The following is a 12,249-nucleotide window of genomic DNA, read 5'->3' as shown; positions in this document are numbered from 1 at the left end:
CGGTCTGGATCAGTGTGCCGAAACCTGGATGCGGTTCCAGAGGTTGATCATGCCGATGGTAGCGGTCAGCGCGCCAATCTCTTTGTCACTGAACGATTGGCGCAGGCGGCCGCGCAGGCTGGCGTAGTCCGTCTTGTGGTCGAGCGTGGTCAGCGCTTCCGTCCAGGCCAGTGCGGCTTTCTCGGCTTCGCTGAAATCATTGACGTGCGCCCAGACGACGAGGCGATCCAGCCTGTCCTGGGTTTCGCCGTCTTCACGGGCTTCGCGCAGGTGCATCTTGACGCAGAAGGCGCAGCCGTTGATTTGCGAGGCGCGCAGGTGAATCAGGTGGTGCAGCTTTTTGTCCAGACCCTGGGCGCCTATGGTTTGGCTGACCTTGAGCAAGGCGGGGAAGACTTCGGGAATCGCGAGGTCGATACGCACGGGGGCAGTGTTGGCGGCGGTGTTAGCGGTAGGGGCAGTCATGGTGTTTCCTTTAAAAAGAGTTCAAAAGTTGGGTGTCACACCGTATTGACGATTGAGCTCTGCCGTTTGTGACGCGCCTCTTCCAAAAAAGACAAAAAAGACAAAAAAGATGAAATAAATGAAAAATCGCCTGATTCCCAAAGGAATACAGGCGATTGCAGGGCAAGAGCCTGTGCGCTTCAGCGTTTGCTGCTCAGCATGGCGTTCATCGCCGAATAGTCCAGCTTGGGGCCGAGCAGCTGTGACAGGTCCTGTTTCAGCAAGGCTTCGACGCTGGTCCGGGCGTGTTCGTAAGCCACCTGGAAAGGCGCCGGCCCTACGCTGAGGCGCCGCACGCCGGCGGCCTGCAGGTCGGCAATGGCCGGCAACCCGGGCATGGCCATCAGGTTCAGCGGCATCGTGACGGCCGCGCAGATTTCCTTCACCTCCGGCAAGGCCGTGAGACCGGGCACAAACGCGCCGTTTGCCCCGGCCTCCTGGTACAGCTTCAGGCGGGTGATGCTGGCCTGGGCTGGCGTGCCTTCGACTTTCAGCTTGCGCAGGTAAACATCGGTACGGGCATTGATAAACAGCGGTGCGCCTTTGAGTGTGCTGCGTATGGCCTTGATCTTGTCGGCCAGCAGGGCTGGGGCGCCACCGCCGTCTTCGAGGTTGATGCCCGCCGCACCCACGGCGACCAGCTCGGCGGCCAGGCGGCCCACCTCGGCGGGGCTCTCGCTGTAGCCGTCTTCCATGTCGACGGTCAGCGGCAGGCTCGAGACACGGGTGATGCGGGCGACGGCGTCGAGCAACTCGTCGGGCGGCAAGGCGCCGCCGTCGGCATAGCCGCAGGCCCAGGCGAGCGACGCGCTGCTGGTGGCGACGGCTTTGGCACCGGAAGCCTCAAAGATTTTGGCGCTGGCAGCATCCCAGGCATTGGGCAACAGCAAAACGCCGTGGGGCGCCTGGTGGAGTTGGGCGAATTGTTGGTGGTGAAGGACTTGCATGGCGGCTCCGTCGTTGTTGGCGTGATTGGAGAATCGAGGCGCACAGCTTAGCAAGCCGGGCTGAAGCGGCAGGCCGTTTCCGGACCTTTCCTGCCCTATTTACTTCAGGTTACGGGTTGCGAAATTCCACCTCAAACCGGGCCAGGCCTGCGTAGTCAAACTGTGTGCGTTTTCCAACGGGCAGCGTCAGCACGCCGGCATAGGAGCCCGTGATCACCGCCTGGCCCGCCAGCAGGCCGACGCCGCGCTCACGCAGGAAATTGGCCAGCCAATACAGCGGGGTGCGCGGGTCGCCGTTCGGGTGCCTGGCTTCGGCGGTTTGCGCAGCTTCTCCGGCGACTTGCCAGGTCAATTCAAATGCCGAGACATCAGGCCCGCCCAGTTCTGGCCCCAGCCACAGGCCGTTGTTGACCACGCTGTCGGCCAGCAGTTCGGGAAAAGGCAGGCTGCTGTGGTCGACGTAGCGGCTGGCGCAGATTTCCAGCGCGGCATGTACCGAGCCAATCGCCGCATCCACCTCGGCCTCGGTGTAGGGTTGCGCGCGCGGGGGCAGGTCTTTGGCCATCATAAAAGCCAGCTCTGGTTCAACCACCACGGCGGTGGCACCCAAGGGAAAGGGGACAGCGCAGGTCGCTGCGCGGCTGAGGGCGGGTTGGTAGATGGGTGCGGCCACCAGCTTGCCGGGGCTGGGCGGTGAGGCTTTCCAGCCCGCCACGGGCTGGCCCAGTCGGCGGGTGACTTCCTGCTGTATCAGCCAGCCGTCTTCCAGGTCGACAGGGCGGCAGCTGTCGGGCAAGCGTGGGCCCGCCTTTCCCGTGGTTCGCCTTGCTATTAATTCGATAGCTGCTTGCGCTCGTTGGTCAAAGGTTAGAGGCATATTTCGCTTAAAAATCAGGGGTGTGAAGGTTTGGCAGCCTCCCGGGTGGCATGAAGGCAGTGTCCCGCAAGCGGGAGCGTTTCAGTGTAGCGGCGCACGCTTGGGGCCGAGACGTGTGCGTGCGCTTTTCCTCAACCCTCAGCGGGGTGCTTGGGCGCCTCGTACTTCCTTGTACTATTGACAGCTTCATACGCTTTTGTGTGCTGCCCTTCCTGTTCTTCCCTTCCAACATCATGAAAAACTCCCTGAGCCCTGCTTCTACCCTGCCTGTTGACGCCGCTGATGCCTTGCTGGTGGGGCGTGTCTGGATAGAAGGCACTGGCCCGGTGCTGGCTTTGGTCACACCCGACGGCGTGTACGACCTTTCCAGCGTTGCGCCGACCGCCAGCCAGCTGCTGGAATTGCCGGGTGTCGCCAAGGTTGTGCGGGCCGCTGCGGCGAAGCTGCCGCGGCTGGCGGGCACGGCCGAAGTGCTGGCCAATTCCGCTGAGGATGTACATGACACCAGGCTGCCCTGGCTGCTGGCGCCTTGCGACCTGCAGGCGCTGAAAGCCTCGGGCGTGACGTTTGTCGAATCGATGCTGGAGCGCGTGATTGAAGAACAGGCGGGCGGCGACGCCAGCAAGGCCGACGAAGCGCGCAAAGCGGTGATCGCCGTGATCGGCGAGAACCTGGGCAGCATCAAGCCCGGCTCGCCCGAAGCGGCCCAACTGAAAGACGTGTTGATCGCAAAAGGCATGTGGTCGCAGTACCTGGAGGTAGGCATTGGCCCCGACGCGGAAATCTTTACCAAGAGTCAGCCGATGAGCGCGGTCGGCACGGGCGCCGAAGTGGGCATACACCCAGGCAGCGACTGGAACAATCCCGAGCCTGAAGTCGTGCTGGCCGTGAACTCGCGCGGCGAGACGGTGGGCGCGGCGTTGGGCAACGACGTGAACCTGCGCGACTTTGAAGGCCGCAGCGCGCTGCTGCTGGGCAAGGCGAAAGACAACAACGCCTCGTGCGCGATCGGCCCCTTTATCCGCCTGCTCGACGAACGCTTCACCATCGACCATGTGCGCAGCAGCGACCTGAGCATCACCGTGACGGGGCCTGAGGGCTTTGTGATGAAGGGCGGCAGCTCGCTGAAAAAGATCAGCCGCGACCCGCTGGACCTGGTGGCGCAGGCCATTGGCCCCAACCACCAGTACCCTGACGGTTTCATGCTCTTCCTGGGCACCATGTTTGCCCCCACGCAAGACCGCCACGGCCCCGGCCAGGGCTTTACCCATGTGGTGGGTGATGTGGTGACGGTGGCCACGCCGCAGCTGGGCAGCCTGGTGAACCGCGTCACGACTTCCGACAAGGCCGCGCCGTGGACTTTCGGTATTTCGGCGCTGATGCAAAGCCTGGCCAAACGCAAGCTGCTGTAAAAAAGGAGAGGGCGGATGCATACCTCTGCATTGGTGCTGTTTTCCGGCGGGCAGGATTCCACCACCTGCCTGGCGCAGGCGCTGTCGAAATACGAACGTGTCGAGACGGTGGCGTTTGACTACGGCCAGCGCCACAAGGTGGAGCTGGAGGCGCGGCTCAATGTGCTGCGCGAAATCAAACAGCAATTTCCACAGTGGGCCCACAAGATCGGTGAAGACCACCTGCTGGACCTGGCGGTGCTGGGGCAGGTCAGCGACACCTCTTTGACGCGCGACGTCGCCTTCAAGATGGAAAGCTCGGGCCTGCCCAACACCTTTGTGCCGGGGCGCAACCTGCTGTTTCTCACGCTGGCGGCCGCGCTCGCCTACCGGCGAGATCTGCAGGTGCTGGTCACCGGCGTTTGCGAAACCGATTTTTCAGGCTACCCCGATTGCCGCGATGACACCATCAAGGCCATGCAGCTGGCGTTGTCGCTGGGCATGGACAAACGCTTCCTGATCGAGACGCCGCTGATGTGGATTGACAAGGCCGACACCTGGCGGCTGGCGCATGACATCGGTGAAAAATCCGGTGAGCCCAACGGCGGTGAAGCGCTGGTGAACCTGATCGTGGAGCATACGCATACCTGCTACCTGGGTGACCGTGTGCACCGGCATGCGTGGGGTTATGGCTGTGGGACGTGCCCGGCGTGCGAGCTGCGGGCGCGGGGCTATGCGGGCTATGCAGGCGGGTTGTCGAATCCGTAGTCTCGCTCGACCTTTGCAATTCGGGTCTTGTAATGCGTGTACCAGTCGCTGCGACCCGTTTGTTGCGCCACCAGGTGCTCGGCGTTCATCTTCCATGCCTTGATCGACGCCAGGTCCTGCCAATAGCTCACCGTGATGCCCAGGCCTTCGCGGGCTGATTCGACGCCCAGAAAGCCCGGTTGCTGCGCGGCCAGCGCCACCATGCGGTCGGCCATGTCGCCGTAGCCCTTGTCGCCTTCGGTTCGTAATGACGTGAAGATCACGGCGTAATAAGGGGCTGGGGGTGTGGCTGCAATCACAAAAATACTCCGTGGTTGAGGGCTAAAAAAGTGTCGCTAGCCTCGGCCGGGTGGCTCGACGATGCTGCGGGTGACAAGCGGGGGTTCTTCACCCAGGTGAAATCCGAGTTTGCGTTCGCGCAGCGCCACGTCGCTGGCCGTCACGCGGTCAAAGCGGCGCAGGTGCTCGGTCCATGACTCGTCAATGATCTGCTCGATGTAATGGCCGGGCTTGTTGACGTCGCGCAGCAGTTCCCATTCAAGTGCGCCCTGGCGCAGGCGGCTGCGGCGGCTTTCCTGCATCAGTGCACGGAAATCGTCGGCGCGCGCCAAGTCTATCTGGTAGTGAATCCTCACCACCACGCGGCCTGCACCAGGCGGCTCTTCGGCCACCGGCGCCTTGAACTGGCGCGACGGGGTCAGGTCTTCTTCAATGCTGAGGTCGGACACCAGGTACTGCGCCACCATCATCACGATCGAGCCGCTGGCGGCAGCCATCAGCAGGCCGGTGGACACGCTGGTGAGGCCTGCCACGTGGCCCCAGAGCGCCGCTCCCGCTGCGCTGGCGCCCATGATGGCCATCTGGTACATCGACATGCCGCGCGCACGCACCCAGTCGGGCAATGACAGCTGGGCCGACACGCTGAGCGAATTGGCGCAGGTGATCCAGGCCATGCCGTTGAGCAGCATGGCCGGCACGGCCACATACACATTGGGCGCGAAAGCCATGGCGGCGGTGGATGCCGTCTGCAGCAGCGTGGAGCGCATCACGAGCACGTCGCGCGGCATCATCTGGCGCAGCCGCGCCAGGTTCAGCGCCGCAACGATGGCGCCTGTGCCCATGGAGGCCAGCAGCAGCGTGAAGGCGCCGGCGTCACCGCCGTGCAGGCCGCGCGCCACCAGCGGCAGCAAAGCCAGCAGGGCGGTGGAGTGAAAAAAGAAAATCGCCACGCGCAGCAGCACCGCGCGCAGGCGCGCCGACTGGCTCACAAACTGCAGGCCGACGCGCATGGCGCTGACCAGGCGCTCGCGCCCCAGCGGGCTGGGCGCGTGGTCGCGCCGCCAGCGCATGATGACAAAGCCTGAAATGACCGACAGCACGGCGTTGAGCACGAACACGTATTCGGTGCCGGCGCCGGCAATCAAAGCGCCGGCAACGAGTGGGCCGACGATGCGCGATGCGTTCATCGAAACACCGTTGAGCGCCAGCGCGGCGGGCAACTGCACGCGCGGCACCAGCTCCGGCACGATGGCGGCGAAAACCGGCCAGCGCATGGCCAGGCCCACGCCGTTGGCAAAGGTCAGCGCCAGCAGCAGGGGCGGCGTCATGACATCGGAAATCACGGCGATGCACAGCAGCGTGGCCACCACCGCTACCCAGAACTGCGTCATGATGAAGTAGCGGCGCCTGTCCAGGATGTCGGCCAGCGCGCCGCTGGGCAGGCCCAGCAAAAACACCGGCAGCGTCGAGGCCGATTGCACCAGTGCCACCCAGAGGGGCGAGGTGGTCATGGAGGTCATCATCCAGGCGGCCGCCACATCGTTCATCCACATGCAGATGTTGGCGACCAGCCAGGTGCTCCACAGCATGCGGAACACGGGGCGCTTGATGGGCGCCCAGGCGGAGAGGGATTCAGCCGTTACCGGCTCGGGGGTTCTTGCAGCTTCCTCGGGCATTCAGGGCGCTTCCTGTGCGGCACGCTGGTTCAGCGTGAACAGCGCGGGTGAGCCTTCGGGCAGCTTTTCGAAAGCCCAGGTCTTGTTGTGAAAGGCCGCCACGTTGGGGCGGTGGGCGATCGAGACGATTGCACCGCCCGACGCTTTGACGAGCGCCAGCAAACGTTCATACAGCGTTTTTTCAGCCGCCTCATCGAGTGCGCTGGTGGCTTCGTCCGCAAAAATCCATTTGGGTTTCTTCAGTAATACCCGGGCAATGGAGAGCCGCTGTTGCTCACCGCCAGAAAGCTTCTGGCTCCAGGCGTCTTCTTCGTCCAGTCGAGCGGCCAGGTCGGGCAGCAGGGCTTCATTGAGGGCTTGCTTCAGTGTGTCGTCGCTGTAATTCGCCGCGGGCTCTGGGTAGGCCAGGGCATCGCGCAGGGAGCCGTTCGGGAAATACGGGCGCTGCGGGATGAACATGGCGTTTTCAGGTCGGGCGATACGGCCAGTGGCAAAGGGCCAAATGCCTGCCAAAGCGCGAAAAAGGGTGGACTTTCCGCTGCCGGAAGGGCCCTTGAGCAGAATGTGGTCGCCAGCGTTGGCATGCAGCTCGACGCCAGACAGGAGGACAGTTCCGGTCGGCAGGGCCAGATTGAGGTCGCCCGATGTGAGCGATGTGGACATGCTCGTGGCCAGGCCGGCGTTGTCTTTTGCCTGCGCAATCATGCTGTCTTCGAAGCTTGTCAGGCGATCTGTTGTCGCGCGCCAGCTGGCGAGGCTGTCGTAGTTGTCCACAAACCAGCTGAGCGAATCCTGGACCTTGCCGAATGCTTGCGATATCTGAATTAATTGACCGAGCTGGATGGCTCCGCTGAAAAAACGCGGCGCCGCGACGATGAAAGGAAAGATCACGGCGGCCTGGCCGAAGAAGCTCTGGAACCAGATGAGTTTTTTGTTGGCGCGTATCAGGTTCAGATAGTTGGCAAGCACCGTGCTGAAACGCCCGTCGAGCTGGCTGCGTTCAACGGTCTCGCCGTTGTCCAGTGCAATGGATTCGCTGTATTCGCGCACACGCACCATGTGATGGCGAAAATTGGCTTCATAGCGCTGCTGCATGAAGTTGAGTTTGATCAGCGGGCGGCCGATGTAGTGCGTCAACACGCTGCCGACCACGCAGTAGGCCACCGCAGCCCAGACCATAAAACCCGGGATCGTGTAGCTGTTGCCGCCCAGGGTGAAACCAAACGGGCCCGAAAGTGCCCAGAGAATGCCGATAAAACTGATCAACGTCACCGTTGCGTTCAGCAAGCCCATGCTCAGTGAAATCGTGGCTGTGGTGAACGATTGCACGTCTTCCTGGATCCGTTGGTCGGGGTTGTCCGGGCTTTCGTGGATGTTGGCCGTGGCCGAATAGCGGGCCAGTTCCATTTTGTAGAAGGCACGATGCGACAGCCAGCGGCGCAGGTAGTCGCGTGTCATCCAGGAGCGCCAGCGCATTTGCAGGAGCTGGGTCAGGTAGAACTTGTAGACGGCGATGATGATCGCGCCAAAGGCCAGATAGCTGAATCGGCCCATCTGCTGCCAGAAGACGACCTGGTCCTTTTTTTCCAGTGCGTCGTAGAAGACCCGGTACCAGTCGTTGAACTGCACTGCCATGTAAACAGTGCCCAGGTTGAGCAGCACGATAGCCAGAAAAAGGCCGCGCGCCTTCCATTTGTCCTCAGACCTGAAGTAGGGGGCGGCCAGTGCTCCTACGCGCCGGACGAAGGTTTTGAAAGCGCTGAATTTGGCGGAAAGGCCGGATGGATTCATGAAAGCCCTTTCGCGGCTCAGGAAAGCTGGTTGGAAACACCGCTGGCCACGTGGCCCGAGGGCACATGTTGCGAGGCGGAGTGCACATGACCGGTCTGGTCATCGAAGAAAAAGTCGGGCTCGAATTCGCGCAGGAATTCGCCCTTGGCGAGACCCCCCAGGAACATGGCTTCATCGACCTCGATGTTCCAGTCCATCAGCGTGCGGATGGCGCGTTCATGCGCGGGCGCGCTGCGGGCGGTGACCAGGGCGGTGCGTATGCGCATATGCGAGGTGCCGACCTGCTGCAGGCGGTGCAGTGCCTCGAGCAGGGGCTTGAACGGACCGGCCAGCAGCGGCTGTGTGGCCTTGTCGCGCTCATGTTGCTGGAAGGCTGACAGGCCCTGTGCCTGGAAGACGCGTTCGGCCTCGTCCGAAAACAGCACCGCGTCACCGTCGAAGGCGATGCGCACTTCGTTGGGGTGTGCATCGCTGGCGCGCACCGAATGCGGATACACCTGCGCGGCCGGCACGCCTGCCAGCAAGGCGTCGCGTACATCGCTCAGGTGGGCGGACAGGAAAAGATTGGCGTGCAGGGGCTTGAGGTAGCGCCAGGGCGCCTCACCGCGGTTGAAGGTGCCGCGTTCTATCTTGAGGCCGTAGTGCTGGGCCGAACGGAAGACCCGCATGCCGGAGACGGGGTCATTGCGCGAGAGGATCACGACTTCAACGCGCTGGGTGGGTGCTGTCGGGCTGGCCGCTTCCCCGGCGCTTTCGGGTACCTCGTTGAAGGCCAGAAGTTTTTTGACCAGCGAAAATGCTACGCCGGGCTTGGCCGGCACGTCCAGCCGCTCGAGCTGCAGCTTCATGTAGGCCGCGTCTTTTTTGGCGCCGGGCAAGGGCTCGGCCGTCATGCCGGTTTCAAAGACCTGGTTTTCTTCTTCAAAGTCAAACAGCGCGCGTGACGAGATTGCCACCACGAGCTGACCATCCAGAGTTGCTGCCATTGTTTGATGCCTTGTTGTTGTCAGTGTGTTTTTCGGGATGGCTTCCCGGCGTTGATCGCCGAGCTACGGCGCGATGCAAGCAGATGCCGTGGAACTGGCTTTGCCAGGCCACAGGCATCGCCCCCTGCAAGGGGGGAAGGTGCTACGCGCAGCGAGCATCCGACGGGGGTGTTCATACAAGCTCCAGTTTGCACCATTGTCCATAGCTGGGTGCGTTGATCGGCCACTCGTCTGCCCTTGTGATCTGACGCTGGCCACGTGCAATCAGTTTCGCAGCGCGGATCACGCCGGCATGGGTGATCCACAAGGTATCAGCCTCGCCCTGCAACTTGTCAAAGGCCGAGGCCACACGCGCCATGACTTGCAGGGTGCTTTCCCCGTTTCCGCCTACGCAGTGGTGCGCAAAGCCGTCAGTCCAGGCCTGCAGCTCGGCCGGTCCAACGTCCTGCCAGCTGCGGCCTTCCCAGCTGCCGAAGTCCATCTCCTGCAATCGCGGGTCGGTTTTATAGGTCAAATCGGCCCGCAAGCCGTTCAGGGCGCGCGCAAGGTGCTCACATCTTTGTAGCGGGGAGCTGATGACCCTGGTCGCAAGAGGGAGCATCTCTGCCAGCATTCGGGCGCATTCGGCGGTTGCGTCGGCGTCGGCCGCCACATCCTGCCGGCCGTAGCAAACGCCAGCGTCAATCAGGGGCTTTGCGTGGCGGACCAGCCAAAGTTTCATTCAAAGACCGGCCTGGGGCTGCGCTGCAAATACCAGCCAGGGCCGCGGAACCGGCTTTGCCGGGCCGCAGGCGCAGCGGCCCCCTCGGGGGGCAGTGCAGTACACGAAGTGACAAGCGTGGGGGCTCGTTTCATAAGCTCAGGGCCAGGCCCAGGTAAAAAGCGATTTCGCAAACCTGCTGGGTGGCGCCCAGGCAATCGCCGGTGAATCCTTGCAGCCTGCGTTTGAAGAGGCGCCCCATCCACAGCAACGCCAGTACAGCGAAGCTGCAGGCCACGATGAGGTTCATGACGTCGAGCACGAAGGTGGCCAGGGCCAGCGCGGCGAGGCACCAGGAAAACCCCACCAGCAGGCTGCCGGGGGAGATCTGGTCCGCCAGCGGCTTGGATTTGGACAGGGCGGTGTCGCCCACGTGCGGCAACAGGTAGATCAGCAGCAGCGGCAGGCCGCGCGACATGATGTGGCCTGTGCACAGCGCGGCACAGGCATACCAGCTGCCAAAGGGCGCTTCTTCCCAGCCACCCCAGCCGGCGGGTGCGCCTTCGACCGAGCCGAGGATAGTCAGCAGCGCGACCTTGCACAAGATGGCCAGCACCAGCGCCATGGCGCCAAAGGCACCCACGCGCGAATCCTTCATGATGTCGAGTGCCCGGCCCTTGTCGTGGCTGCCGCCCAGGCCGTCGGCCACATCGGCCAGGCCGTCTTCGTGGAAGCCGCCCGTCAGCAGCACGGTGGCGGCGGTGGAAAACGCCGCGGCCACCAGCGGCGAGAACGTGGTATCGGGCAGCACCGCCTGAAACAGCGCGTACACGGCAGCGGCAAACAGGCCCACCAGAATGCCGACGCCGGGGAAGTGGCCGGCACTGGCGCGCAGCAACTCGGGGCTGTAACCCACCCAGGCAGCGAGCCGGCCCGTGATGGGGATGCGCGTGAAGAACTGGACGGCGAGCAGGAACTCGCGGACAAACAGGGTGATGGATGTCATGCGAGGTCCCAGGAGATCAGGCGCCTTCCCGCCCGCTGACGCCGGCGGAATCGAAGCTCGCCATTTCGTTGAGAAAGCCCGCTGCCGACTGCACCAGCGGCCAGGCCAGCAGCGCGCCCGTGCCTTCGCCGAGGCGAAGACCCAGCTCCAGTAGCGGTTGGGCTTTCAGGTGCGCCAATAACAGGCGATGGCCGTGTTCATCGGAGCGGTGGCAAAACACCATGTAGTCCTGTACCGCAGGCGCCAGCGCGTGGGCTACCAGCGCGGCGGCGCCCGCAATGAAGCCGTCGACCAGCACCACGCGGCGCTCGCTCGCGGCCTGCAGCATGGCGCCGGCCATCATGGCGATTTCAAAGCCGCCCAGGGCGGCCAGTGCATCCAGAGCTTGTGTTGCGTCGGCGTGGTGTGCCAGCGCGCGCGACAGCACGGCGCGTTTGCGCTGCAGCTGCTGGTCGTCCAGGCCGGTGCCGCGACCGGTGGCTTCGTCGATGCTGATGCCGGCGAGCCGCGCCAGCAGCAGGGCGGCAGGCGAGGTGTTGGCAATGCCCATTTCGCCAAACGCCACCACATTGCCGGGCAGCGCTTGCAGGATGTCCATGCCCGCCGTGAGCGCGGCGCGGGTTTGCGGGTGCGACATCGCTGGCCCGCTGCAGATGTTTTGGGTGCCGTGGGCGATCTTGCGCTGCAGCAGCTGCGGGTGCGCGGGCAGGTCTGCCGCCACGCCGGCATCCACCACTTGCAAGGCAAAGCCGTGCTGGCGTGCGAAGACGTTGATGGCGGCGCCGCCGGCCAGCATGTTGCCGACCATCTGCACCGTAACCGCTTGTGGAAAAGCCGAAACGCCTTCGGCGGCGATGCCATGGTCGGCCGCGAAGACCACCATTTGGGGAGCTTGGAGCGTGACGTTCTCACTCTGCTGGATCAGGCCCAATTGCAGCGCCACGCCTTCGAGCAGGCCGAGCGCCCCCAGCGGCTTGGTTTTGTGGTCGATCTTGTGCCGCAGCCTGGCCTCCAGCGGGAGGTCGGCAGTCGGCTCAATCGCGGGCAGGAGAAGAGGCGGCAAGTCGGGTGCGTTCATCGGTGATTTGTTTGAGGCAGGTGGGGCAGAAGCAAGACAGCGCACTGCCTTCCGGTTGGGGAGTTCGTTCAGAGGGCACGGGCATGATGTGCGGCAGTTGCACGCACCAGCATTCAGCGTCTCCTGTCGCCATGCCGCAGCGCAGGCCGGCGCCGCAGCGGGGGCACACTGAGGTGTCGGCCTGGGCGGGTGTTGGCGGGGGTGCGGCCTGTGGGCTCATGGCGGATGGGCTTGTCGGCTCTGCGG

The 12,249-nt window shown here is 63.6% G+C and carries 13 protein-coding genes; 2 read left to right on the top strand and 11 right to left on the bottom strand.

Annotated elements, in window-relative coordinates; translation table 11 throughout:
- Positions 1-9 precede the first annotated feature (9 nt).
- The 3 genes from AC1DYQ_RS06870 to AC1DYQ_RS06860 form a co-directional block, all read right to left on the bottom strand.
- Positions 10-465 carry a carboxymuconolactone decarboxylase family protein gene (locus AC1DYQ_RS06870; protein WP_477686144.1) on the bottom strand — a complete coding sequence of 152 codons (456 nt, stop codon included), beginning with the start codon at positions 463-465 and terminating at the stop codon, positions 10-12.
- A gap of 179 nt (positions 466-644) precedes the next feature.
- Positions 645-1,451: an isocitrate lyase/PEP mutase family protein gene (locus tag AC1DYQ_RS06865; RefSeq protein WP_477686143.1), complete on the bottom strand. Its 807-nt coding sequence runs from the start codon at positions 1,449-1,451 to the stop codon at positions 645-647.
- Between the two features lie 109 nt (positions 1,452-1,560).
- On the bottom strand, positions 1,561-2,247 hold the full coding sequence (locus AC1DYQ_RS06860; protein WP_477686142.1) for a fumarylacetoacetate hydrolase family protein: 687 nt from the start codon (positions 2,245-2,247) through the stop codon (positions 1,561-1,563).
- A gap of 314 nt (positions 2,248-2,561) precedes the next feature.
- Here AC1DYQ_RS06860 and AC1DYQ_RS06855 point away from each other — a divergent pair, with 314 nt between their 5' ends.
- Together AC1DYQ_RS06855 and queC are read left to right on the top strand one after the other, a co-directional pair.
- Positions 2,562-3,740, top strand: a complete 1,179-nt coding sequence (locus AC1DYQ_RS06855; RefSeq protein WP_477686141.1) for a fumarylacetoacetate hydrolase family protein — start codon at positions 2,562-2,564, stop codon at positions 3,738-3,740.
- 15 nt (positions 3,741-3,755) lie between these two features.
- Positions 3,756-4,487: a 7-cyano-7-deazaguanine synthase QueC gene (queC, locus tag AC1DYQ_RS06850; RefSeq protein ID WP_477686140.1), complete on the top strand. Its 732-nt coding sequence runs from the start codon at positions 3,756-3,758 to the stop codon at positions 4,485-4,487.
- Here queC and AC1DYQ_RS06845 read toward each other — a convergent pair.
- From AC1DYQ_RS06845 to AC1DYQ_RS06810, 8 genes are all read right to left on the bottom strand, one after another.
- Positions 4,460-4,786 carry an antibiotic biosynthesis monooxygenase family protein gene (locus AC1DYQ_RS06845; RefSeq protein WP_477686139.1) on the bottom strand — a complete coding sequence of 109 codons (327 nt, stop codon included), beginning with the start codon at positions 4,784-4,786 and terminating at the stop codon, positions 4,460-4,462. The two genes, queC and AC1DYQ_RS06845, sit on opposite strands and share 28 nt — an antisense overlap.
- Positions 4,787-4,822: 36 nt before the next feature.
- On the bottom strand, positions 4,823-6,442 hold the full coding sequence (locus AC1DYQ_RS06840; protein ID WP_477686138.1) for an MFS transporter: 1,620 nt from the start codon (positions 6,440-6,442) through the stop codon (positions 4,823-4,825).
- Positions 6,443-8,233, bottom strand: coding sequence for an ABC transporter ATP-binding protein/permease (locus AC1DYQ_RS06835; protein ID WP_477686137.1), 1,791 nt, complete (start codon positions 8,231-8,233; stop codon positions 6,443-6,445).
- Between the two features lie 17 nt (positions 8,234-8,250).
- Entirely contained in the window at positions 8,251-9,219 is a 969-nt protein-coding gene (locus AC1DYQ_RS06830; protein ID WP_477686136.1) for a 5'-nucleotidase, read from the bottom strand.
- Positions 9,220-9,391: 172 nt separating this feature from the next.
- Complete coding sequence (locus AC1DYQ_RS06825; RefSeq protein ID WP_477686135.1) at positions 9,392-9,940, bottom strand: histidine phosphatase family protein; 549 nt, start codon at positions 9,938-9,940, stop codon at positions 9,392-9,394.
- Positions 9,941-10,070: 130 nt separating this feature from the next.
- A complete protein-coding gene (locus AC1DYQ_RS06820) occupies positions 10,071-10,925 on the bottom strand; it encodes an adenosylcobinamide-GDP ribazoletransferase (RefSeq protein ID WP_477686134.1) in 855 nt (284 codons plus the stop codon).
- Between the two features lie 16 nt (positions 10,926-10,941).
- On the bottom strand, positions 10,942-12,003 hold the full coding sequence (gene cobT, locus AC1DYQ_RS06815) for a nicotinate-nucleotide--dimethylbenzimidazole phosphoribosyltransferase (protein WP_477686133.1): 1,062 nt from the start codon (positions 12,001-12,003) through the stop codon (positions 10,942-10,944).
- On the bottom strand, positions 11,960-12,223 hold the full coding sequence (locus AC1DYQ_RS06810) for a cysteine-rich CWC family protein (RefSeq protein ID WP_477686132.1): 264 nt from the start codon (positions 12,221-12,223) through the stop codon (positions 11,960-11,962). Before AC1DYQ_RS06810 ends, cobT begins: the two co-directional genes overlap by 44 nt.
- Positions 12,224-12,249: the final 26 nt, after the last annotated feature.

Source organism: Polaromonas sp. P1_F4 (assembly GCF_056405675.1).
This window is presented reverse-complemented; position numbering and strand designations above follow the sequence as displayed.

Coding starts and splice junctions, on each gene's coding strand:
- AC1DYQ_RS06865 (WP_477686143.1), bottom strand. CDS start 1,451: ATGCAAGTCCTTCACCACCAACAATTCGCCCAACTCCACCAGGCGCCC.
- AC1DYQ_RS06820 (WP_477686134.1), bottom strand. CDS start 10,925: ATGACATCCATCACCCTGTTTGTCCGCGAGTTCCTGCTCGCCGTCCAG.
- AC1DYQ_RS06825 (WP_477686135.1), bottom strand. CDS start 9,940: ATGAAACTTTGGCTGGTCCGCCACGCAAAGCCCCTGATTGACGCTGGC.
- AC1DYQ_RS06855 (WP_477686141.1), top strand. CDS start 2,562: ATGAAAAACTCCCTGAGCCCTGCTTCTACCCTGCCTGTTGACGCCGCT.
- AC1DYQ_RS06840 (WP_477686138.1), bottom strand. CDS start 6,442: ATGCCCGAGGAAGCTGCAAGAACCCCCGAGCCGGTAACGGCTGAATCC.
- AC1DYQ_RS06870 (WP_477686144.1), bottom strand. CDS start 465: ATGACTGCCCCTACCGCTAACACCGCCGCCAACACTGCCCCCGTGCGT.
- AC1DYQ_RS06835 (WP_477686137.1), bottom strand. CDS start 8,233: ATGAATCCATCCGGCCTTTCCGCCAAATTCAGCGCTTTCAAAACCTTC.
- queC (WP_477686140.1), top strand. CDS start 3,756: ATGCATACCTCTGCATTGGTGCTGTTTTCCGGCGGGCAGGATTCCACC.
- AC1DYQ_RS06830 (WP_477686136.1), bottom strand. CDS start 9,219: ATGGCAGCAACTCTGGATGGTCAGCTCGTGGTGGCAATCTCGTCACGC.
- cobT (WP_477686133.1), bottom strand. CDS start 12,003: ATGAACGCACCCGACTTGCCGCCTCTTCTCCTGCCCGCGATTGAGCCG.
- AC1DYQ_RS06810 (WP_477686132.1), bottom strand. CDS start 12,223: ATGAGCCCACAGGCCGCACCCCCGCCAACACCCGCCCAGGCCGACACC.